The sequence below is a fragment of the Kineosporiaceae bacterium SCSIO 59966 genome, assembly GCA_020881835.1.
Lineage (GTDB): Bacteria > Actinomycetota > Actinomycetes > Actinomycetales > SCSIO-59966 > SCSIO-59966.
This window is the reverse complement of sequence record CP052876.1, coordinates 1,152,075-1,173,985: the sequence shown is the minus strand read 5'-3', so window position 1 is coordinate 1,173,985 and position 21,911 is coordinate 1,152,075. Positions and strand designations below refer to the sequence as shown.

The 21,911-nt window shown below is 72.0% G+C and carries 17 protein-coding genes; 6 read left to right on the top strand and 11 right to left on the bottom strand.

The annotated features are described in order from the left end of the window. Nucleotides 1-10: 10 nt before the first annotated feature. Nucleotides 11-1,909, top strand: coding sequence for a GAF domain-containing protein (locus tag HJG43_05550; GenBank protein UER55745.1), 1,899 nt, complete (start codon nt 11-13; stop codon nt 1,907-1,909). Between the two features lie 13 nt (nt 1,910-1,922). On the opposite strand, the gene HJG43_05545 is transcribed toward HJG43_05550, so the two are convergent. From HJG43_05545 to HJG43_05520, 6 genes are all read right to left on the bottom strand, one after another. Next, the gene (locus tag HJG43_05545) at nt 1,923-2,813 is read right to left on the bottom strand and encodes an alpha/beta fold hydrolase (protein UER55744.1); all 891 of its coding nucleotides are present in this window, start codon (nt 2,811-2,813) and stop codon (nt 1,923-1,925) included. Between the two features lie 70 nt (nt 2,814-2,883). After that, nucleotides 2,884-3,984, bottom strand: coding sequence for a branched-chain amino acid ABC transporter permease (locus tag HJG43_05540; protein UER55743.1), 1,101 nt, complete (start codon nt 3,982-3,984; stop codon nt 2,884-2,886). Between the two features lie 17 nt (nt 3,985-4,001). Beyond that, nucleotides 4,002-4,886 (bottom strand): branched-chain amino acid ABC transporter permease, encoded by an 885-nt coding sequence (locus tag HJG43_05535; protein ID UER54096.1) that lies wholly within the window; start codon nt 4,884-4,886, stop codon nt 4,002-4,004. Then, nucleotides 4,883-5,623, bottom strand: a complete 741-nt coding sequence (locus HJG43_05530; protein ID UER54095.1) for an ABC transporter ATP-binding protein — start codon at nt 5,621-5,623, stop codon at nt 4,883-4,885. The genes HJG43_05535 and HJG43_05530 overlap by 4 nt, the downstream gene beginning before the upstream one ends. Further along, nucleotides 5,620-6,381 (bottom strand): ABC transporter ATP-binding protein, encoded by a 762-nt coding sequence (locus HJG43_05525; protein UER54094.1) that lies wholly within the window; start codon nt 6,379-6,381, stop codon nt 5,620-5,622. Before HJG43_05525 ends, HJG43_05530 begins: the two co-directional genes overlap by 4 nt. Next, the gene (locus HJG43_05520) at nt 6,378-7,622 is read right to left on the bottom strand and encodes a substrate-binding domain-containing protein (GenBank protein UER54093.1); all 1,245 of its coding nucleotides are present in this window, start codon (nt 7,620-7,622) and stop codon (nt 6,378-6,380) included. The genes HJG43_05525 and HJG43_05520 overlap by 4 nt, the downstream gene beginning before the upstream one ends. A gap of 218 nt (nt 7,623-7,840) precedes the next feature. Between HJG43_05520 and HJG43_05515 the strand changes: the two genes are divergently transcribed. Beyond that, a complete protein-coding gene (locus HJG43_05515; GenBank protein UER54092.1) occupies nt 7,841-8,734 on the top strand; it encodes a hypothetical protein in 894 nt (297 codons plus the stop codon). 513 nt (nt 8,735-9,247) lie between these two features. Here HJG43_05515 and HJG43_05510 read toward each other — a convergent pair. The 3 genes from HJG43_05510 to HJG43_05500 all read right to left on the bottom strand — a co-directional run bounded on the left by HJG43_05510 (nt 9,248) and on the right by HJG43_05500 (nt 13,784). Next, entirely contained in the window at nt 9,248-11,167 is a 1,920-nt protein-coding gene (locus tag HJG43_05510; GenBank protein ID UER55742.1) for a 1-deoxy-D-xylulose-5-phosphate synthase, read from the bottom strand. A 203-nt stretch (nt 11,168-11,370) separates the two neighbouring features. Further along, complete coding sequence (locus HJG43_05505) at nt 11,371-11,739, bottom strand: hypothetical protein (GenBank protein UER54091.1); 369 nt, start codon at nt 11,737-11,739, stop codon at nt 11,371-11,373. A gap of 2 nt (nt 11,740-11,741) precedes the next feature. Beyond that, a complete protein-coding gene (locus HJG43_05500; GenBank protein ID UER55741.1) occupies nt 11,742-13,784 on the bottom strand; it encodes an amylo-alpha-1,6-glucosidase in 2,043 nt (680 codons plus the stop codon). A 208-nt stretch (nt 13,785-13,992) separates the two neighbouring features. On the opposite strand from HJG43_05500, the gene HJG43_05495 reads away from it, so the two are divergent. The 4 genes from HJG43_05495 (at nt 13,993) to HJG43_05480 (ending at nt 18,286) form a co-directional block, all read left to right on the top strand. Beyond that, on the top strand, nt 13,993-15,000 hold the full coding sequence (locus HJG43_05495; protein ID UER54090.1) for a LacI family DNA-binding transcriptional regulator: 1,008 nt from the start codon (nt 13,993-13,995) through the stop codon (nt 14,998-15,000). 42 nt (nt 15,001-15,042) lie between these two features. Further along, a complete protein-coding gene (locus tag HJG43_05490; protein ID UER54089.1) occupies nt 15,043-16,296 on the top strand; it encodes an ABC transporter substrate-binding protein in 1,254 nt (417 codons plus the stop codon). Continuing rightward, entirely contained in the window at nt 16,296-17,387 is a 1,092-nt protein-coding gene (locus HJG43_05485; GenBank protein UER55740.1) for a sugar ABC transporter permease, read from the top strand. The genes HJG43_05490 and HJG43_05485 overlap by 1 nt, the downstream gene beginning before the upstream one ends. A 71-nt stretch (nt 17,388-17,458) precedes the next feature. After that, complete coding sequence (locus HJG43_05480; GenBank protein ID UER55739.1) at nt 17,459-18,286, top strand: carbohydrate ABC transporter permease; 828 nt, start codon at nt 17,459-17,461, stop codon at nt 18,284-18,286. 3 nt (nt 18,287-18,289) lie between these two features. Here HJG43_05480 and HJG43_05475 read toward each other — a convergent pair whose 3' ends face one another. Beyond that, on the bottom strand, nt 18,290-18,700 hold the full coding sequence (locus HJG43_05475) for a hypothetical protein (protein UER54088.1): 411 nt from the start codon (nt 18,698-18,700) through the stop codon (nt 18,290-18,292). Nucleotides 18,701-18,933: 233 nt separating this feature from the next. Then, nucleotides 18,934-21,759: an aconitate hydratase gene (locus HJG43_05470; GenBank protein ID UER54087.1), complete on the bottom strand. Its 2,826-nt coding sequence runs from the start codon at nt 21,757-21,759 to the stop codon at nt 18,934-18,936. Between the last annotated feature and the right edge of the window lie 152 nt (nt 21,760-21,911).

Sequence of the window (21,911 nt, the reverse complement as noted above, 5' to 3'; positions counted from 1 at the left end):
GGCTGGCAGGATCTCCGCCGTGCCCACGACACTCGAGCTGCTGCGGCTGCTCGCTGATGACGCTCCCGCCGAGGCGCTCGAGGCGCAGGTCCGTGGACTCGCCGCCGACGACCCGCAGCTGGCGGCCTCCGCCCGCTCGCTGGCCCTGCGGGTACGAAGCGTGCTCGACGCCCGACGCCGCCGGGAGACCGAGCTCAGCGCCCTCGTCGACACCGCCCGGGACCTGGCGACAATGGCCGACCCGGGCGGCGTACTGGAGGCGATCGTCCGCCGGGCGCGCCTCCTGCTCAGCACCGACGTCACGTATCTCACGCTGTACGACGACGACCGCGGCGACACCTACATGCGGGCCACCGACGGCTCGGTCTCGGCGGCCTTCCAGAGCCTGCGGCTGCCGCTGGGCGCCGGCCTCGGCGGCCTCGTCGCGCAGACCCACCAGCCGTACTGGACCGCGGACTACTTCGACGACGAGCGGTTCTCGCACACCCTGGACATCGACAGCGCGGTCGGCGAGGAGGGTCTCGTCGCGATCTGCGGCGTCCCGCTGCTCGTCGAGGACGACTTCGTCGGGGTGCTGTTCGCCTCGAACCGGACCCGCCGACCGTTCACCCGCGACGAGGTGTCGTTGCTGCAGTCGCTCGCCGCGCTCGCCGCGGTGTCACTCGTGCAGACCCGGGCCGCGGCCGAGACCCGCGACGCGCTGGCCGCGCTCTCGGCAGCCCACGAGACGGTGCGGCGCCAGGCCGCGGCGACCGAGCGCGCGGCGGCCGCGCACGACCGGTTCGCCCAGGTCGTGCTCGGCGGCGGCGGCGTGCACGACATCGTGTCTGCCGTCGCCGAGCTGCTCGGCGGCTGGGTCGTCGCCCTGGACCCCGACGGGCGGCGGACCGCTCAGTCCGGCCCGGCGCCGTCCCTCGCCGAGGGCGCTGGAGTCGACCCGCTCGCCGACACCCTCGCCGTCCGGACGTCGGACACCTCCGGCCGGCTGGCGTCCGCCGGCGGCACCTGGGCGGCGGCAGTGACCGCCGCCGGCGAGCGGATGGGCACCCTGGTCCTGGGCGGGCGGGGCGACCTGGACGCCGGGGACCAGCGCACCCTGGAGCGGGCCGCAGTCGTCACTGCGCTCGTCCTGCTGTTTCGCCGCCAGGCCGCCGAGGCCGAGCAGCGGGTCCGCACCGACCTGCTCACCGACCTGCTCGCCGGCCACGAACGCCGGTCCGGGGAAGTGGACTCGCTGGTGGCTCGTGGCCGGCTGCTCGGTCTCGACCTGCGCAACCCGCACGTCGTCGCGGTCTGCCGCGGCCCCGCCGGCTACCCGCGCCGCAGCCTGCTGCTCGCCGCGACGGCCGCCGCCAGTGGCACCTCCGCCGTCCTCGTCGGCGAGCAGGGTCACGACGTCGTCGTCCTCGTGCCCGGCGAGGACGCCTCCGCCACCGCGCGCACGCTGGCGACCCGCCTCGCCCGCACCGCCGAGGTGACCGTCGGCGCCGCCGGCCCCGTCGTCCCCGTCGACGGGCTGGTCGCGGCGCACGCCGAGGCCGTGCGGACCGTCAACACGCTCGTCGCGCTCGGCACGCCGGGCCGCGGGGCGGCCGCGGCGGACCTCGGCTTCGCCGGTCTGGTGGTCGGCGGCGCCGCGGACGTGGGGCGCTACGTCGCCGGGGTGCTCGGTCCCCTGCTGGACTACGACGCCCGGCGCGGCAGCGACCTCGTCGGCACGCTGGAGGCGTACTTCGCCGCCGGGGCGAGCCCCAGCCGGGCGGCGGCCGGGCTGCACGTCCACGTCAACACGGTGGCCCAGCGGCTGGAGCGGGTCGCCCGCCTGCTCGGCGCGGACTGGGCGGAGCCGGCCCGGGCCCTGGAGCTGCAGCTGGCTCTGCGGCTGCACCGGCTCCGCTCGGCCGGCTGAGCAAGCCGCCGGGTCAGTCCGTCGCGGCCAGCGCGCGGGTCACCTCACCGGCGACCGCCGCCGCGCCGTGCGGGGAGAGCAGCAGGGTGTAGTGGTTGGTGTCCTCGACCTTGCGCACGCGCACCCGGTCCGGCAGGTCCGCGGCGGCGAGGCGCTGCTCGTCGTAGAGGCCCTGCGGCTCGTCGAGCAGGCCGCGCGGCGCCCACAGCAGGGTCGTGGGCACGTCGGTGGTCCGCACCGCCGCGAGCACCTCCTCGCCGGCGACGAGGTCCGCCCCGTCCGCGCGTACGGAGTCCAGCACGCAGGAGGAGCGCAGCGCCCCGCCGTCCTCGACGAGGTCGTGCTCGACGTACCCGACGAGGTCCGGCTCGGCGGGGGTGCCGAAGACCGGGCCGAGAGCGGGGTGCTCCCGCCAGAAGTCGAGGTGCTCCGCACGCGTGGACCAGCGCATCGCGAGCCGCCGCATGGCAGGACCGATGACGGCCTCGAGTACCGCGTCGACGTCGACGCCGGCCGGCGCCGGGAACCCCACGCCACCGTCGACGAGGACGGCCGCGTGGACCCGTTCCGGGTGCCGGGCCGCGAGCAGGGCGGTGACGAACGCGCCCATCGAGTGGCCGGCGAGGACGGCGGCGTCGAGGCCGACGTGGTCCAGCACGGCCACGACGTCCTGGGCGTGCGTGGCCAGCCCGGCGCTGGTCGGCAGGCCTCGGCTGCACGCCCGCCCCCGCAGGTCGACGGCGAGCAGCCGGGCGGTGCCGTCGAGCTCCCGGGCTACCGCCGTCCAGGACAGGGCGTTCGCGGTGATCCCGTGCAGCGCCAGCACGACCGGACGGTCGGGCCCGGACCCGGGGGTGAGGTCGTGGACGGCGAGCTCGCCGCCGGCGACGGGGACGTGCAGCATGCGGTCGGTGTCGGTCACGGGGGTTCCTCCGCTCGGATGGTGGCGCCGGCGTCCTCGGCGCCTCGGTCGGTCAGTGCTCGCCGTCGACCTCCGGCGCGGCCCGGCGCCGTCCGCGGGCCAGGCCGACGAGGCCCCCGGGGGCGAAGAACACCACGAGCACGAACAGGCTGCCCAGAATGAACAGCGGCTCGGACAACGGCACCCGCAACCAGTCCGGCAGGCCGCGGACGACGTCCGAGGACGCCAGCTGGAGCAGCCGGTTGTCCAGATAGGTGTACAGCATCCCGCCGATCACAGCGCCCCACTTGGAGCCCGCCCCACCGAGCACCACCATGACGAGCAGGCCCAGGGTGAACTCGGACGTCGTGATGTGCGGGGTGGAGCCGCCGACGACGAGCAGGTGCACCACCCCGCCCAGGGTGCCGAAGAACCCGCCGACCGCGACCGCGAGCAGCTTGGCCCGGTACGTGGAGACCCCGAGGACGGCGAGCCGGTCCTCGTTCTCCCGCACCGCAGCCCAGGCGTGCCCCGCCCGGCTGCGGCCCAGCCAGGTGACCGCGGCCCACGTCGCGGCGAGGAAGGCCAGTGCCAGCCAGTACCGGTAGGGGGCGTTGGCGACGCCGGTGAGCAGGTCCGGCACCCGGTCCCGGGTCAGCGGCAGCCCCTCCTCCCCGCCGGTCACCCCACCGGGGTTGCGCAGGACGAGGATCGACCCGGCCTGGGCGAACGCGAGGGTCACCATCGCGAACGCGATGCCGGTGACCCGCAGTGCGACGGCGCCGACGACGACCGGCAGCACGACCCCGACGAGCACGGCGAGCCCGACCGCGGTGAGCAGCCCGACGTCGAGGTGCCGCAGGGCCATGGCCGTCGTGTACGAGCCGGCAGTGACGAAGAGCGCGTGGCCGAAGCTCAGCAGACCCGCCCGGCCGAACAGCACGTCGTAGGACAGGGCGATGCCGCCGAACACCAGCATCAGTGCCAGCAGCTGCATCGACCCCGGGGAGTTGATCCGACCGGACAGCAGTCCGGGCAGCGGCAGCCACACGTACGGCAGGACGGCGAGCAGCACGAGCAGGGCCAGCGGCACCGCCGTCCCCGCCCATCGGTGAAGGACCCCGGCCCGACCGGCGTCCGCGGTCGGTCCGCTCGCCTGCCCGGGACGGGTCACTCGGTCGACGAGGGTCCTCACGCGGTCCTCCCGGAGAGTCCCTGCGGCCGGGCCAGCAGGACCAGCGCCAGCAGCAGGACGACGGACAGGTCGCCGACCCCGGAGGCGGCGTAGTAGTTCGCCAGCTGCTGGACGAGCCCGACCACGACCGCGGAGACCGCGGTGCCGGTGATGGAGCCGAGTCCGCCGATGACGACGACGATGAAGGCGAAGATCAGCAGCGAGGTGCCCTGGCCGGGGGACACGCTGCCGAGGTACACCGAGCCGAGCGCGCCGCCCAGCGCGGCGACGCCGCCGCCGACCGCGAAGACGAGGGTGAACGTGCGCCGCACGTCGATGCCGAGCGCCTCCACCATGCTGCGGTTCTCCACCCCGGCCCGGATGACCAGGCCGAGCCGGGTGAAGCGCAGCATGGCGAGCAGCCCGACGAGGACGGCGACGGCCGCCCCCATGAGCAGGAACCGGTCGTTCGGCACGCTCGCCCCGGCGACCTGCGTCGTCCCGGCGGTCCACCCGGGCCGCGGGTAGGTGATCGGGTCGGCGCCGAAGATGCCCTGCAGCAGCGCGACGGCGGCCAGCGACAGGCCGACCGTGACGAGCACCTGCTCGATGTGCCGTCGGTACAGCGGTCGGATGACGGTGAGCTCGACGAGTGCGGCGAGCACGGCCCCCACGGCGACGCCGAAGGCGACCGCGACGACGAAGCCAGCACCGTCGGGTCCGGCGCCGGGCAGGTTCTCGGTGGCCCACCAGGTCCCGTAGGCGCCGGCGGACAGGAACGCCCCGTGGGCGAAGTTCAGCACGCCCATCAGTCCGTAGATGAGGCTGAGGCCCGAGGCCACGAGGAAGTACAGGGCCCCCAGGCCCAGCCCGGTGGCGACCAGCAGGAGGAAGGTGCTCATCGCCCGGCCTCCTCGCGGTGGCTGCGCGGCGCGACGCCGAGCAGCTCCTTGGTCCGGTCGGCGTCCGACAGCAGCTGGTCCGCCGGGCCGCTGTGGACGACGCGTCCCCCGTCCACCACGACGACGTCGCGGACGAGGCGACGGACGACGGTGAGGTTCTGCTCGACGAGCAGCACGGTGGTGGCCTCGGCGACCCGGGCCAGCACCTGCGTCACCTCGGTGACGAGCCGCGGTGCCAGCCCCTTGGTGGGTTCGTCGACGAGCAGCAGCCGCGGCGTGGCCAGCAGCACGCGGGCGAGGGCGACCATCTGCTGCTGCCCACCGGAGAGCGTGCCGGCCTTCTGCCGGCGCCGGGTGCGCAGCTCGGGGAATAGCTCGTCGACGAGGCCGTGGTCCGGTTCACCGCCGTGGGCCCGGGCCATCGGCTCGGCGAGCCGCAGGTTCTCCTCGACGGTGAGACCGGCGAACACCTCCCGGTCCTCCGGGACGTAGCCCACGCCGCTGCGGACGACAGCCGGCGTCGACGTCGAGCTGATGTCCGCTCCGTCGAAGGTGATCCGGCCGGTCCGGGGCACGAGGCCGAGCACCGCCTTGAGCGTCGTCGTCTTGCCGACGCCGTTGCGACCGAGCAGGCCGGTGACGCCGCCTCGGGCGACGGACAGGTCGACTCCCTGCAGCACGTGGGAGCGGCCGAGGTACACGTGCACGTCCTGCAGGGTGAGCACGGGGTCGCTCACAGCTCCTCCCCCAGGTAGGCCTGCTGGACGGCGGGGTCGGCGGTGACCTGGGCGGGCGTGCCGACGGCGAGCAGCGCGCCGTGGTGGAGCACGGCGACCCGGTCGGCGAGCCCGAGGACGACGTCCATGTGGTGCTCGACCATGCACACGCTGACGCCGTCGTCGCGCAGGCCACCGACGAGGTCGACGAGGCCCGGCACGTCCTCGACGGAGACACCGGCCATCGGCTCGTCGAGCAGCAGCACGTGCGGGCGGCGGGCCAGCGCGACCGCGATCTCGAGCTTGCGCCGGTCGCCGTGGGACAGGACGCCGGCGCTGCGGTCGGCGCGGTGGGCCATCCCGACCCGGTCGAGCAGCTCGAGGGCCTCCGCCAGATCGGCGGCGGACACGGCTCGCCGGAACGGACTGAGTGCGCCGGGGTGCCGGCTCTGCACCGCGAGCCGGACGTTCTCCACCGCGGTCAGCCCGTCGAACAGGCTGGACGTCTGGAAGGTGCGACCGAGGCCGAGCCGGGCCCGTGCCGCCGGCGACAGCCGCGTCACGTCCTGCCCGGCGAGCTCGACCCGGCCGGTCGTGGGCCGGGTGACGCCGGAGAACAGGTGCAGCAGCGTCGACTTGCCGGCCCCGTTCGGGCCGATGACGGCGAGCAGCTCGCCGGTGTGCAGGGCAAGGGTGATGTCCTCGAGGATCTGCGCGCCGCCCACGGTCCAGCCCAGACCGTGGGCGGCGAGTGCGGTCCCGGTGGCGACTGCGGTCACTGGGTCACCGGGGGCGCGACGTCCTCGGGGGCCAGGGTGTCGACCAGCTCGGGGACGAACTCCTCACCGTCCACGACGAGGTTCGCGGTGAACATCGGCTGCAGCAGCGCGTGGTCCTCGGGGCGGATGGTCATCGCGCCCTTGGGGCCCTCGAACTCCCAGCCCTCGAGGGCCGCGACCATCGCGTCGACGTCGTCGCCGCCCTCGCTGAGCGCGTGCACGATCATCTGGGCGGCGGTGAAGCCGTCGGTGGTGAACAGGTCCACCTCCATGCCCTGCTCCTCGAGCCCCGTGGCCAGCGCCTGGTAGGCCTCGTTGTCGTTCGCGCCCTCGAAGAAGTGGGACAGGAACTGGATCCGCTCGGCGACCGGGCCGAACACCGGGTGGGTGGCCTTGATGTCCAGCCCGGTGACGACGGCACTGGCGTCGAAGGCGCCCTGCTGCTCCAGCGACTGCCACATCTGGGTGGCGTTGGTGCCCGCCCAGGCGACGAACAGCAGGTCGGGCGCGGCGTCGGCGGCCTGCCGGGCGAACGGGGTGAGGTCGGTGGCACCGGACGGCACGAGCAGCGGGGTAACCTCGGCGCCCTCGGCTCCCAGGACGGCCTCGACGGCGGCGGCGTTGGCCTGGCCGAAGGCGCTGTCCTGGGCGAACACCATGACGGACTGCCCCTCGGGGTCGCCGAGGAACGAGGCGGCGGTGAGGATGTCCTGGTAGGTCTGGCGTCCGGAACGGAACGTGTAGTCGTTGACGCCGGTGACGGCGTCCACAGCGGCCGGGCCGGAGATGAACAGCACCTGGTTCTCCTCGGCCAGCGGGGCGACCTGGAGCGCGACCCCGGAGGCTGTGGACCCGGCGAGCACCTGGTAGCCCTGGCCGATGAGGTCGGTGGCGGCGGCGACGGCCTTCGCCGGGTCGCCGGCGTCGTCGACCTCGGTGACCTCGACCGGGCGGCCGTCGATCTCGCCGGTGCCGTCGGTGGCGTAGTCGAGCCCGGCCTCGAAGCCGGCCATGTACTGCTCGCCGTAGCTGGCCAGCGGGCCGGTCTGGGAGTGCACGATGCCGACCTGGAACGGCTCGGACGACGCGGCGTCCTGCGTCTGCTCCCCTCCGCCCGTGGTCTCCTCCTCCGCCGGGGCGGCCCCGGGCTCACCCGGGGAGCCGCAGGCTCCCAGCACGAGGGCGAGGGACGCCGCGGTGGCGCCGCGGGCGAGGAGCGAGGGACGTCGGACGCGTCGCATGTGGGCCTCCATGACCTGGTGGTGCGGCTCACGACCCGTGCGGGTCGGTGTGACGCTGGACACTACGCAGGGTGCCGGAGGGTCCCTATGGCGCCGTCCCACACAGTCAGCCACCAGGTGGTGGCCTGGCTCCCCACCGCGACCAGGCGCTGCAGGGAAGGCTCGACGTCCGCCGGACTGGCGAGGCCGGCCCCGTCGGGCCGCCGTACCGTGGGCGCATGGACGCGCCGGCCCCGCGGCCCGGGGACCCGGACCCCGGGCTGCTGCGCCGAGCGGTCCTGGCGGTGTCCGTCCTGGACGACGTGGACCTCGAGCCGCGGGAGGGCGGGGTGCACCTGCCGGGACGCCTGCCGGTGCTGGTCCGCTGGACGGAGCTGGCAGACGTCGTCGCCGGTGCCGACCTGACCGGGGAGGCGGCGCGCCGGCGGATCAGCGTCCTGCTGCGACTGCGCCGGTTCGTCGGCGAGCTCGGCAGCCGGGCGCCGGCGGTGCTGGAGCAGTCGGCGCGGGCCCTGGCCCTGCCCGAGGGGCACCTCGACGACCTCGGCCCGGGCTGGGTCCGGGAGACGGTCCTCGGCGGGGACGTGCGCCTCGGCGTCGGCGTCGTCGGCCTGCTCGGCGACGACGAGGAGATCGTCCCGCTGCACCGCAGCGTCGCCGCTGCCGCGGGGACGGACGCCCGGCAGTGGTGGCGCCGGCTGCGCGGTCACGCCGAGGCGATGGGCGCGCTGGCCGCGCACCGGCTCGCCCGCGACGAGGGCGCCGGCCGGCACAGCGTGCTGCGGCCGGTCGGCGGCTGCGACGTCCCGACGCTGCTCTCATCGTCAGCGCTGCGCGGGTACCTGGCCGCTGGCGACGGGTCGGGGATGCGCGCGCTCGCGGTGCCGATGCGCAGCCGCGGCTGGTACGACCTGGCCCGCATCGATCCCGCGTTCGTCGCCGCCGCGTGGTCGGCGACACCGGAGGTCGGGCGCGGCTACCCGCGCCCGCTGCTCGTCACCGCCGACGAGGTGCGGATGGCCGTCCCCCGGGGTGACCCGGTGGCCCAGTCGCTGGCGGACCCCGTCACCGACGGCCCCGCCCTGCGCGACGTCCGCTACCACTCCTCCTGAACCTCGCCGATCAACCCCTTCGTGATCATGCAATCCCGCCACCCCGCAAGCGCCCCCACGCGCCCACACAGTGCTGGACTCGGCCCAGCTGGTCCCGCGTGGCGCGCCACGAACCCAGGCATTCTGCGGACCGGGGTGGCGGCATTGCATGAACGCCTCACGGCCGCTCGCGGCCGCCCCGAAAGACGAAAGCAGGCCTTGGTGGCCATGGCAGCCCACGTCGGGTCGGGCGCCTCCACCACAGAATGCTGCGTTTGGCGCAGCTTGGCCGGCGTGTCCCGCCACCAAGCCAGCATCCTGCGAGCCGACGGTGGCCGGTGGGTGGCGGGACTGCATGATCACGGACGGGGGCCGGACGGATCACGCGTAACGGGGGTGGCGGGACTGCATGATCACGGGTGGGTCGTGCGGGGTGGCGGAACTGCATGATCACGAAAAAGGGGGCGGTCGACGAATCACTGAGGCAAAGCGGTGGCCCGGGGCCGTCAATGCGTCAGTGGGACGACGAGAGGGTCAGTGGGACGACGGGAGGGTGGTATCGCTGCCGGCCGCGGTGTCGGCACTGACCCGGGCGGCGACGTCGAGGGCGACCTGCCGGGCGGTGAGGCCGACCTCGGCGAGCACCTCCGACCGGCTGGCATGGCCGATGAACCTGCACGGCACCCCGGCCTCGTGCACGGGCACGGCGCAGCCGGCGTCGGTGAGGGTCTGCACCAGCCGAGCCCCCACGGCCCCGACGCGCACGCCGTCCTCGAGGACGACGACGAGCCGGTGCCGTCGCGCGAGGGCGACAAGCTCCTCGGGGACCGGGAGCACCCAGCGGGGGTCGACGACGGTGGCCGTGATCCCCTGGTCCCGCAGCCGCTCGCGGACCTCCAGGCCGGTACCGGCCAGCACGCCGACAGCCACGACGAGCACGTCGGCGTCCAGGGTCTGGGGCCCTGCAGCCGGGGCGCCGTCGCTGTCCCCACCGCCGACCGCGAACTCGGGTCGGGCCAGGACGTCGACCGCCCCCATGCGTTCGACGGCGGGGATGTCGTCGGGCACCACGCCCTTGGAGAACCGGACGACGCTGGGGGCGTCGGCGATGTCGACGGCCTCCCGCAGCGCCTCCCGCAGGGAGGCAGCGTCCCGGGGGGCGGCCAGGTGCAGGCCCGGGACCAGCTGGAGCAGCGCGAGATCCCACATCCCGTGGTGGCTGGCACCGTCGTCACCGGTGATGCCGGCCCGGTCGAGGACGAAGGTGACGCCGGCACCGTGCAGCGCGACGTCCATGAGGACCTGGTCGAACGCCCGGTTGAGGAACGTCGAGTAGACCGCCACGACCGGGTGCAGGCCGGCGTAGGCCATGCCCGCTGCGCTGGTGACCGCGTGCTGCTCGGCGATGCCGACATCGAACACCCGGTCGGGGAACTCCGCGGCGAACCGGTCCAGGCCGGTCGGGATGAGCATGGCCGCAGTGATCGCGACGACGTCCGACCTGCGGCGGGCGATCTGGACGATCTCGTCGGCGAACACCGACGTCCAGGACCCGCCGGGCACGGTGAGGGGCTGCCCGGTCTCCGGGTCGATGATCCCGACGGCGTGGAACCGGTCGGCCTCGTCGGCCTCGGCCGCGGAGAAGCCTTGGCCCTTGCGGGTGATGGCGTGCACGATGACCGGGCCGCCGAACGCCTTGGCGCGGCGCAGGGCGTGCTCGACCGCCTCGACGTCGTGGCCGTCGACCGGCCCCACGTACTTGAGGCCGAGGTCCTCGAACAGGCCCTGCGGGGCGACGATGTCCTTGAGGCCCTTCTTCACCCCGTGCAGGGTCTCGTAAGCGAGCCGGCCCGGGGCGCCACCGCGCTGCAGCGCCCCCTTGCCCCACTCGAGGAACCGCTCGTACCCCTTCGTGGTCCGCAGCGTGGCGAGATGGTGCGCGAGCCCGCCGATGGTCGGGGCGTAGGAGCGCTCGTTGTCGTTGACGACGATGACAAGTCGACGGTCCTGGCCGGTGGCGATGTTGTTGAGCGCCTCCCACGCCATCCCGCCGGTCAACGCCCCGTCGCCGATGACGGCGACGACGAACCGCTCGGACTCCCCCCGCAGCTGGCGGGCCTTGGCGATGCCGTCGGCCCACGACAGCGACGTGGAGGCGTGGGAGTTCTCCACGACGTCGTGCTCGCTCTCCGCGCGGCTGGGGTAGCCGGACAGGCCGCCCTTCTGGCGCAGCCGGGCGAAGTCCTGACGTCCGGTGAGCAGCTTGTGCACGTAGGCCTGGTGCCCGGTGTCGAAGACGAAGGTGTCGCGCGGTGAGTCGAACACCCGGTGCAGCGCGATGGTCAGCTCGACGACTCCAAGGTTCGGCCCGAGGTGGCCGCCGGTGCGGGACACGGCCTGGATGAGGAAGGAGCGGATCTCCCGTGCGAGCCGCTCGAGCTGCACTGGAGTCATCCCGCGCAGGTCCCGGGGGGAACGCACGGTCTCGAGCAAGGTGGGCACGGGTGGGGCTCCTCGGCAGGCGGCGGTGTCCGCCGACGAGTCTAGGTCCGGACGTCGCGGCCCGCCGGTCCAGGTCGGACGCTCTGGCCCGCCGGTCGAGGTCCGGACGTCGCGGCCCGCCGGACGAGCGCCGCGCCACCGTCCAGCAGGGCCGGTCACAGCCGGGGGACGAAGCGCTGCCCGCGCAGGGCCGTCTCGACGAGCTCGACGCCGCGGCGGGCGGCCAGCAGGCGCGCCTGCTCGACGTCCAGCACCTCGAGCACCTCGGCCATCGCCCCGGGCGGCAGGACGTCACCGAGTCGCTCGCGGGCCGTGGCGCGCGCCCGGCGCTGGGCCTCCAGCCCGGCCTCGACGTGGTGGGCGGCCAGGCGGGCCAGCGCGACGGGGTGCCGAGCCAGCACCGGGTGGCCCCGGTAGTCCGCCGGGCACAGGTCGAGCAGCCAGCCGACGGCGCGGGACCGCCACTCGTCGGCGTCCGGCGGGGGGACGCCCCGGGGCCAGCCGGGAGGGGTGTTCAGGCGCACCCCTACATAGTGGGGTCCGGTGCCGACAGCACGGTGCCATCTCGGTCGACCGTCACCTCCACCGGTCGTCCCCCGACCTGCAGGCCGCTGACCCGGGCCGCGCCGACCGGAGACGGCGCCAGCGGACGGACGTCGAGCGAACCCGCGGGCACGTCGGGGCGCAGGCCGGTGACGGCAGCGAGCGTGACGACGGCGGCGGCGGCCGACCACGCCTGCGGGCGGCAGGCTGCCGGATACGGGACCGGCGCGGGGACGTCCTCCCGCGCGTCCCCGCCGTACAGCTCCGGCAGACGGCCGTCGAACGCGTCGGCAGCAGCAAGCAGTCCCTGGACGAGCGAGCCGGCCGCAGCGTGGAAGCCGCCACGGGCAAGTCCGGAGAGCGCGATGGCCGTGTCGTGCGGCCACACCGAGCCGCCGTGGTAGCTCAGGGGGGCGTAGCCCGTAGCGGTGGACGACATGGTCCGCAGCCCGAAGCCGGAGTCCATGTCCCGTCCAGCCAGCCGCGCGGCGACCTGGGCCTCCTCGTCCCGGGACAGCAGGCCGGTGCCGAGCAGGTGCCCGATGTTGCTGGTGAGAGAGTCGACGGGTCGCTTCGAGCTGTCCAGGGCAATAGCGGGATAGGCCCCTTCGGCGTCCTCCACCCAGAACCGCCTGCGGAACCGCTCCGCCAGTTCGGCTGCCCACTCCCGCCACCGGTCTGCCCCCGGCCGCCCGAACGCCTCCAGCACAGCGGCCCCGCCGAGCGCCGCCTCGTGCGCATACCCCTGCACCTCGCACAGCGCGATCGGCGCCTCGGCCAGACCTCCCGTGTGCCACTGCACGGAGTCACCGGAGTCCTTCCACCCCTGGTTGCTCAGGCCCCGACCACTGCTGTCCACGTACTCCAGGAAACCGTCGCCGTCGGAGTCGCCGTGCAGCGTAGTCCAGTCCAGGGCCGCCTCCAGATGGGGCAGGAGCATCTCGACCTCTTCCGCCGGCAGGCCCCACCGCCACGCGTCGTGCAAGAGGCACACCCACAGAGACGTCGCGTCGACGGTGCCGTAGTACACCGGCGGCAGGTGCAGCCCGCCGGCCAGCCCCCCTGACAGGTCGAGAGCATCTCGGCGCAGCTCGTGCAGGATCTTGCCGGGCTCCTCGGCAGACCCGGTGTCGACGCCGCGGCCCTGCCGGGCCGCCAGGACCCGCAACGTCGACCCGGCTAGCGACGTGCCCAGAGGCAGCAGCATGCGAGCCGCCCACAACGAGTCCCGCCCGAACAGTGTGAGGAACCACGGCGCACCCGCTGCGACGAAAACGTCATCGGGCAACTCCGGCGTGACCAACCGCAGGGCCGACAGGTCGCCGAGCGCGCGGCGCACCCACCGCTCCAGACGGCGGTCATCGGCCGTGACCTCGATCCGCCAGGCGTCGGTGCCCGCGTCGGCCGGTGCGACCACCACCTGGCGAGAGTCGTGCGAGCGTGCCTGCCACTCCAGCTCCACCGAGCCACGCGGAGCGAGGCTGACCAGCCACCGGAGACTCAGCCCCACGTCTGTCCGGTCGACCTCGGCGTCGGGCGCCTCCACCTGCACGGTCGTCGACCCGTCGGACCAGCCGGGTGCCCCCTGAGCCGTGGGCGTGATCGGCCGACTCGGCAGCCCCGTCTTGACGCGTTCCATCGGCGCCAGGTCGCACGCCAGCTCGACGACCACCTCGGTCGTCACCGGCCGGGACGCGGTGGAGGTCACCACGATGGTCTCCACGCCCACTCCGGGGCGTACCCGCCGCCGCGTCTCCACGCGCACCGTCGGGTCGGCAGTGGCGTCCCCCAGCTCGCGGGCGTAGGCGATGACCCGCACCTCGTCGGAGTCGGCCGGGGCCACCAGCGCCGGAGAGGGCTCACGTCCACCGACGGTAAGCCGGGCCGTGGAGAGCACCCTCGTGTCCCCGTGCCAGAGGCCCTGCGCACCAACCGCGCGGGTCTGGCCGTCATGGCCCGACCACCACTGGGTCGGGGCAGCCAGACACGTCACCAGATCGTTGAGCCACGGCTGCAATGGCACCACGTCGGCGGACGAGACCGAAGCGGTGACCGGGGTGGCCTCGGCGCTGTCAGGCACATCTCCTCCAGGAGTCGATGACAAGTGGGCACGTCACTCGACGAAGGGGTCTTGACAGGTCACGCACCCGCGGCCACAGTGTGGGCCTTCCAGTTTGATCGTTCAAGCCCTTGGTCGACGCCGACATTGAACGATCCAGCAGAGGCGAGGAGACATGGCACGACCCACGCTGGAGATGGTCGCACGCGCCGCCGGCGTGTCACGCCAGACGGTGAGCAACGTTCTCAACTCGCCGGACCGAGTGCGGCCTGCCACCCGAGCCCGGGTGCATGCCGTTATCTCCGACCTGGGCTACCGTCCGTCCCGAGCGGCGCAGCAGCTGCGCACGCAGCGCTCGCGGACCCTCGCGATGCGGATGGAGCCGCACCGAGACGGCGTTAACGGCGTCGTCCTCGATCGCTTTCTGCACGCCTTCGTCGAAGGCGCGCAGCGCGCGGGATACCGCGTGCTGCTCTATACCGCGGACGACGACCACCAGGAGATCCAGACCTTCGGGGACCTCGTGTCCACGAGCGACATCGACGGCATCGTGCTCACCAGTACCCACCACGGCGACCCACGGACGGCGTGGCTAAGCGAACATGGAATCCCCTTCTCCACCTTTGGACGGCCGTGGGGCGCCCCGCCTGCCCCGCACTCCTGGGTGGATATCGACGGAGCCGCTGGAACCCGCCACGCGGTCACGCAGCTAACGGCACGCGGCCACCGGCGAATCGCCTTTCTCGGCTGGCCCACGGGATCCGGCGTCGGAGATGACCGGCGCGACGGCTGGCGCCTAGGGCTCGCGGACGCCAGTCTCCCAGCGGCCGCGGAGCTGGACGTCATGGTTGACGACGGCATCCTGCAGGGGGCAGAAGCCACTGAGCGGCTTCTGAACCTGCCCGACGCGCCGAGCGCAGTGGTGTGCGCGAGCGACTCCCTCGCTCTCGGGGCGCTGCTGGCGCTCGACCGTTCCGGCAGTGAGCGCCGTCTCGCCGTCGTCGGCTTCGACGACACCCCGGCAGCGGCCGCCGTGGACCTCACCAGCATCGCTCAGCCCCTCACCCAGGCCGCCCAGGCCTGCTTGGACCAGGTCCTCACCAGCATCCATGAACCAAACGCACCGTCCGTTCACGTCCTGCTCGAGCCGTCACTCGTCGAGCGCGGCAGCACCACCGTCTGAGTTCACCCGTACGGAGCAAGCACCACCGCACAAGGAGGAAGCATGACCCGCCGCCCTACTGTCGCCCTCGTCGCGTGCCTGACTGCCGTGAGCCTCGCCGCCTGCGGTGGGAGCGGCTTCGAGGAGGAGCCCACCGTTGACAGCACCGGCGGCGGCGACGCCGCCGACGCCGACACGGCTTCCCTGCGGATGCTCATTGGCTCGTCCGGTCCAGCCGAGACCGAGGCCGTCACGGCCGCCGCAGCGGCCTTCGCCGAGGACTCCGGTCACCAGGTCGAGGTTGTCGCGGCCACTGACCTGGCTCAGGAGCTGAGCCAGGGCTTCGCCGCAGGGGACCCTCCGGACGTCTTCTATGTGGGGTCGGACCAACTGGCCGGCTACGCCGACAATGGCTCGCTCCTGCCGTACGCCGCCGATCTCGAGAACGCCTCCGACTTCTACCCCAACCTGGTCGATGCTTTTACTTACGAAGGCCAGTTCTACTGCGCCCCTAAGGACTTCTCGACGCTTGGCCTCATCATCAACACGGAGGCGTGGGAAGCCGCCGGGCTCACCGAGGACGACGTGCCGACCACGTGGGAAGAGCTGCGGACCGTCGCGGCCACACTGACGACCGGCGACCAGGTCGGGCTCGTCACCAGCTCGGAGTACCAACGGCTAGGGGCGTTCATGGAGCAGGCCGGCGGAGGCTTAGTCACCGAAGGCGAGGCCACGGCCGACTCCCCCGAGAACCTCGAGGCCCTCACCTTCGTGAAGGACATGCTCGCCGAAGGTTCGATGGCGTTCACTGGCGAGGTCGGAGCCGGTTGGGGAGGTGAGGCCTTCGGCACGGGCAGAGCAGCCATGACGATCGAAGGGAACTGGATCGCCGGGGCCATGAACAACGATTACCCGGACGTGGATTACCTCGTGGCTCCGCTCCCCGAGGGCCCGGCAGGTGCTGGCACCCTGTCGTTCACGAACTGCTGGGGCATCGCTGCGGACAGCGAGAGCCCTGAGGCCGCCGCAGACCTCGTTGCCTTCCTCACGCAACCCGAGCAGCAGATGGAGTTCGCGCGGGCATTCGGTGTAATGCCGTCGGTGCAGTCAGCAGAGGAAGCCTTCCGCGACGAGTTTCCGCAGTTCGAAGCCTTCATTGAGCAGGCAGACGTCGCCACGACGCCGCCGAACGCCGCCGGCGTGAGCGACGTCATCGCCGACCTCAACGCACAGCTGGAGTCGCTGGAGAGCGCCGACCCGGCGGCCATCCTGTCCAGCACCCAAGCCAACCTCGAGGCTGTGCTGGGGGCACAGTGATGCCAGTGGCATCCCAACGGTCTCGCGGCTCCTCCATGAGGAGCCGCGAGACCGCGGCGGGATGGTTGTTCACAGCACCCGCCCTGATAATCCTTGGCCTCTTCCTCGTCATTCCGGTGCTGATGGCCCTCTGGGTCAGCGTCTCCGACTGGGACGGCCGGGGCAGTCCCCTGGCTGGCGACGTCTCTTTCGTCGGAGCCGACAACTACGAGGCGCTCCTAACGGGGGGCGGGCTCACCACCCGAGACTTCGGTACCTCACTGCGTAACAACCTCTGGTACGTGGTACTCGTCGTACCACTTCAGACGGTGGTGTCGTTGACCCTGGCCATGCTGGTGGGTCGTCGGGCGATCCGTGGCCGCGGGCTTTTCCGCACCGCCTTCTACTTTCCGTCGGTAACCAGCTCAGTAGCGATCACCGTCGTTTTCCTCTTCCTGTTCAGTTCTACGGGCGCGGTCAACAAACTGCTCTCGTTCCTAAGTATTGAGGGGCCGAACTGGTTCAACGATCCCCGTGGTGTGCTGCACATCGCGCTCGCAGGTATGGGCGTCGACTCAGCGCCGGCGGCCCTCACGACCGGCGGCCTGCTCGGCGTCACATGGTGGGAGTGGTTGGCCGGGCCCAGTGTCGCCATGGTCACCCTCATTACCATGGCGATTTTCACGACGTCCGGAACGTTCATGCTGTTGTTCATCGCCGCCCTGCAGAACATCCCGGCCGAGTTGGAGGAAGCGGCCATGGTCGACGGCGCAACGAGTCGCCAGCGGTTCTTCCGGGTGACACTGCCTCAGCTAAGACCAACGCTCTTCACCGTCATCACGCTTGGGCTCATCGGCACCTGGCAGGTCTTCGACCAGATCTACGTCGGCACGGACGGTGGTCCGGCGAAGACGACCGTAACTCCCGCCTACCTGTCGTACACGGCGTCGTTCGGCAGTCAGCGCTGGGGGGAGGGAGCGGCGATTGCATTCATTCTGTTCGCCATCATCGTCACCTTCACGATCCTGCAGCGCGTCGTTCTGCGGGAGCGCACCACTGTTCCACGCCGCAAACGCTTTCTACAGCCAGTTGACGAGAGAAGGCCCTCGTGAGCGCGAGCCTGGCCACAACCGGCACCCCGGCCACGGAGACCGTCTCCACACGGCAGCCGAATCGCCGGCCGATGACCTGGGGAACTGCCTTCCGGTACGCCCTACTCGTGTCTATCGCTGTCGTCTACGTCTTCCCTTTCCTCATACAGATCGCGTCGTCGTTCAAGACCGATGCCGAGGCGGCGCAAAATCCCTTGTCACTCGTGCCGAACCCAGTGACGGGGGCAGCCTACGAGTTTCTCTTCACCAGTCCTCAGTCCGACTTCCCGACGTGGACTATGAACTCGGTCGTCGTCACACTGGCCGTCACCGCGGGGCGTGTGTTCTTCAACTCCCTCGCCGGCTACGCCCTGGCCCGCCTGGAGTTTCGTGGCCGAGGTGCGGTGTTCGCCGGTTTGGTCGCTGTGATGGCGGTACCCGGCGTCGTGCTGCTCATCCCGAAATTTCTCGTGGTGAACCAGCTCGGGATCTACAACTCGTACGCGGGCATGGTACTGCCGCTGCTCGCGGACGCCGCCGGCATCTTCATCATGAAGAACTTCTTCGAGTCGATCCCGCGCAGCGTCGAGGAGGCAGCAAAGATCGACGGGGCAGGCTTGTTCCGCACCTACTGGTCCATCGTGCTGCCGATGGCGCGCCCGGCGCTCATCACGCTCGTCATCTTGTCCTTCCAAGGGTCCTGGAACGAACTCGCACACTTCATTGTCGTCACCTCCGACCCAGACCTGGCCGTGCTCACGAAGGGCGTTGCCAGCCTGGCGTCCGGCGCCATCAGCCAGGGGACGCAGTACCCGCTGAAGCTGGCAGCCGCATTCCTCATGACGATCCCTGTCGCCGTGCTGTTCTTCGTCTTTCAGCGGCAGATTATGAGCACCACCGAGGGTGCGGTGAAGGAGTAGGCTTCACGCGACCGTGCGCGCGAGCAGCACGACGGCGCTGACCACAGCCACCCAGCACGGCGAGGCCCACTCGGCCGGCGTCCAGGTGGGGGCGTAGACCCGCGCGATCGCGGCTCCGACCAGCGCCGCGGGCAGCAGCAGCGCACCTGTCCCGAGAGCGCGGACGTCGACTGCGGACGCGGCCGCCAGGGCCCCCACTGAGACCAGGTGGCCGATCACGAAGAACGCTGCCAGCGTCGCCCTGATGGGCGGGCCGGAGGCTCCGGAGTGCAGCATGGCCAGAGGTGGGCCGCCGATTCCGGCTGTGGTGCCACCGACCCCACCGACGCCTGCGCCGACCAGCAAGGTGTCCCGGTTGACCGGCAGGGCACGCCGGCGCCACGGGATGCCCGGGCAGGCTCCACCGAAGGCCACGCCAGTCGAAGTGCCGCCACTCCTGCGCGAGCGTCTTCCAGGGCAGCGCTCCGGCGACGACCAGCGCCGCCGCCGGAACGAGCCGCTCGTCGACGAGCAGCAGCACCGGGGAGACGACCAGCGCAAGGCCGAAGCCCCACTTCTCCCTGGACGACCGCGCCGAGCACGACGACGCCCGCGCACCCGAGCAGGGCAGTCGGGCCGAGACCGAACACGTGGGTGTCGCCGGCCGGTCAGCCGGCGATGAGCGACCGCAGCACGTACTGCAGGATGCCGCCGTTGCGGTAGTACTCCGCCTCGCCGGGGGTGTCGATCCGCACCCGTGCCTCGAACTCCACCGTCTCGCCGGACTCCTTGGTCGCCGTCACCGTGACGGTCCGCGGGGTGCGGCCCTCGTTCAGGGCGGTGATCCCGCGGACGTCGAAGGTCTCGGTACCGTCCAGCCCCAGCGACGCGGCTGACTCGCCGTCGGGGAACTGCAGCGGCAGCACGCCCATGCCGATGAGGTTGGAGCGGTGGATCCGCTCGTAGCTCTCGGCGATGACGACACGGACGCCGAGCAGCCGGGTGCCCTTGGCCGCCCAGTCCCGGCTGGAGCCGGACCCGTACTCCTTGCCGGCCAGGACGACGAGCGGCACACCGGCTTCGGCGTAGTGCTGGGCGGCGTCGTAGATGGTCTCCTGTTGCCCACCGGCGGTGAAGTCCCGGGTGAAGCCGCCCTCGACGCCGTCGAGAAGCAGGTTGCGCAGCCGGATGTTGGCGAAGGTGCCGCGGATCATCACCTCGTGGTTGCCGCGCCGCGAGCCGTAGGAGTTGAAGTCCTTGCGCTCGACCCCGTGCTCGGCGAGGTACCGGCCCGCCGGGCTGTCCGGCTTGATCGCCCCTGCCGGGCTGATGTGGTCGGTGGTGACCGAGTCGCCGAGCAGGGCGAGCACCCGCGCCCCGGTGACGTCCTCGATCGGCTCGGGCTGCACGCCCATCCCCTCGAAGTACGGCGGCTTGCGGACGTAGGTGGACTCGGGGTCCCAGGCGAAGGTCTCGCCCTCGGGGGTGGGCAGCGAGCGCCACCGCTCGTCACCGGCGAACACGTCGGCGTAGTCCTTGGTGAACATGTCCTGGCTGATCGCCTCGTCGATGACCGCCTGGACATCCGCCGGCGACGGCCAGATGTCGCGCAGGAAGACCTCGGCGCCCTCGGAGTCGACGCCGATCGGCTCGTTCTCGACGTCCCAGTCCATCGTCCCGGACAGGGCGTACGCGATGCACAGCGGCGGCGAGGCCAGGTAGTTCATCTTGACGTCGGGGTTGATCCGGCCCTCGAAGTTCCGGTTGCCGGACAGCACCGAGACCACCGCCAGGTCGTTCTCCTGCACCGCCTTTGACACGGCGTCCGGCAGTGGCCCGGAGTTGCCGATGCACGTCGTGCAGCCGTACCCGACGAGGTGGAAGCCGAGCTTCTCGAGGTACGGCACGAGGCCGGCCTTCTCGTAGTAGTCCATGACGACCTTGGAGCCGGGGGCCAACGAGGTCTTCACCCACGGGCGGGACGACAGGCCGCGTTCGACCGCCTTCTTCGCCAGCAGCCCGGCGGCGACCATCACCGACGGGTTCGACGTGTTCGTGCACGAGGTGATCGACGCGATCACGACGTGGCCGTGGTCGATCTCCGTCTGCGTGCCGTCGGGCATCGTCACCGGCACCCGCTTGCTGACCCGCTCGAGCTGCGGGGAGTCCACCGGGGCCGGCCGGGTGAAGGTCTCACCGGACTGCGCGGCCTCGTGCACCGCCGGCGGGTCGCTCGCGGGGAAGGACTCCACCGAGCCCTCGTCCGCGGCGCCGTAGACGTTCTCGTCGTGGTCGACGTAGCTTCGCAGGGCCCGGCGGAAGGACGTCTTGGCCTCGCTGAGCGCGACGCGGTCCTGCGGGCGCTTCGGTCCGGCAATGCTCGGCACGACCGTGGACAGGTCGAGCTCGAGGTACTCGGAGTAGCGCGGTTCCACCGACGGGTCGTGCCAGAGGCCCTGCTCCTTGGCGTAGGCCTCCACCAGGGCGACCTGCTCGTCGTCGCGGCCGGTGAGCCGCAGGTACTCCAGGGTGACGTCGTCGATGGGGAAGATGGCGCACGTCGAGCCGAACTCGGGGCTCATGTTGCCGATGGTCGCGCGGTTGGCCAGCGGCACCGCCGCCACGCCCTCGCCGTAGAACTCGACGAACTTGCCCACGACCCCGTGCCGGCGCAGCATCTCGGTGATGGTCAGCACGACGTCGGTCGCCGTGGCGCCGGTCGGGATCTCGCCGGTGAGACGGAAGCCGACGACCCGCGGGATGAGCATGCTGACCGGCTGCCCGAGCATCGCGGCCTCGGCCTCGATGCCGCCGACCCCCCAGCCCAGGACGCCGAGACCGTTGACCATCGTCGTGTGCGAGTCGGTGCCGACGCAGGTGTCCGGGTAGGCCACCGTGGTGCCCTCGCGGTCGCGCCGCATGACGACGCGCGCGAGGTGCTCGAGGTTGACCTGGTGGACGATGCCGGTGCCGGGCGGGACGACCTTGAAGTCGTCGAACGCGGTCTGCCCCCAGCGCAGGAACTGGTAGCGCTCGCCGTTGCGCTGGTACTCGTACTCGACGTTGCGCTCGAAGGCGTCCGGACTGCCGAACACGTCGACGATCACCGAGTGGTCGATGACGAGCTCGGCCGGGGCGAGCGGGTTGACCCGCCGGGGGTCTCCGCCGAGCTCGGCCACGGCCTCGCGCATCGTGGCGAGGTCCACCACGCACGGCACACCGGTGAAGTCCTGCATGATGACCCGGCCAGGAGTGAACTGGATCTCCGTGTCCGGCTCGGCGTCGGGGTCCCAGCCGGCGAGGGCGCGCACGTGCTCCGCAGTGGTGTTCGCGCCGTCCTCCGTGCGCAGCAGGTTCTCCAGCAGCACCTTGAGGCTGAACGGGAGCCGGTCAGCGCCCTCGACAGCGTCCAGCCGGTAGATCTCGTAACTGGAGCCGCCGACCTCAAGGGTCCCCCTGGCTCCGAAGCTGTCCTTGCTCGCAGCGGTGCTCACGCTGGCTCCTTCCGTCGGCCGCGGTCCTCGTACCGGTCCTCGTACCCATCCTGGACCACCGGGACCGGAGTCTCGATCCGGCAGTTATCTTGACGTCAAGATAATTGAATCACGTCCCCCGCCGACTGTCACGCCCCTCCCCCGGCGTCCGC

Excerpts from the sequence above, each read along its gene's own strand:
- HJG43_05545 (UER55744.1), bottom strand. The coding sequence starts at position 2,813 with ATGCTGCACGTCCCCGTCGCCGGCGGCGAGCTCGCCGTCCACGACCTC.
- HJG43_05535 (UER54096.1), bottom strand. The coding sequence starts at position 4,886 with ATGAGCACCTTCCTCCTGCTGGTCGCCACCGGGCTGGGCCTGGGGGCC.
- HJG43_05520 (UER54093.1), bottom strand. The coding sequence starts at position 7,622 with ATGCGACGCGTCCGACGTCCCTCGCTCCTCGCCCGCGGCGCCACCGCG.
- HJG43_05515 (UER54092.1), top strand. The coding sequence starts at position 7,841 with ATGGACGCGCCGGCCCCGCGGCCCGGGGACCCGGACCCCGGGCTGCTG.
- HJG43_05510 (UER55742.1), bottom strand. The coding sequence starts at position 11,167 with ATGACTCCAGTGCAGCTCGAGCGGCTCGCACGGGAGATCCGCTCCTTC.
- HJG43_05495 (UER54090.1), top strand. The coding sequence starts at position 13,993 with ATGGCACGACCCACGCTGGAGATGGTCGCACGCGCCGCCGGCGTGTCA.
- HJG43_05490 (UER54089.1), top strand. The coding sequence starts at position 15,043 with ATGACCCGCCGCCCTACTGTCGCCCTCGTCGCGTGCCTGACTGCCGTG.
- HJG43_05485 (UER55740.1), top strand. The coding sequence starts at position 16,296 with ATGCCAGTGGCATCCCAACGGTCTCGCGGCTCCTCCATGAGGAGCCGC.
- HJG43_05480 (UER55739.1), top strand. The coding sequence starts at position 17,459 with ATGACCTGGGGAACTGCCTTCCGGTACGCCCTACTCGTGTCTATCGCT.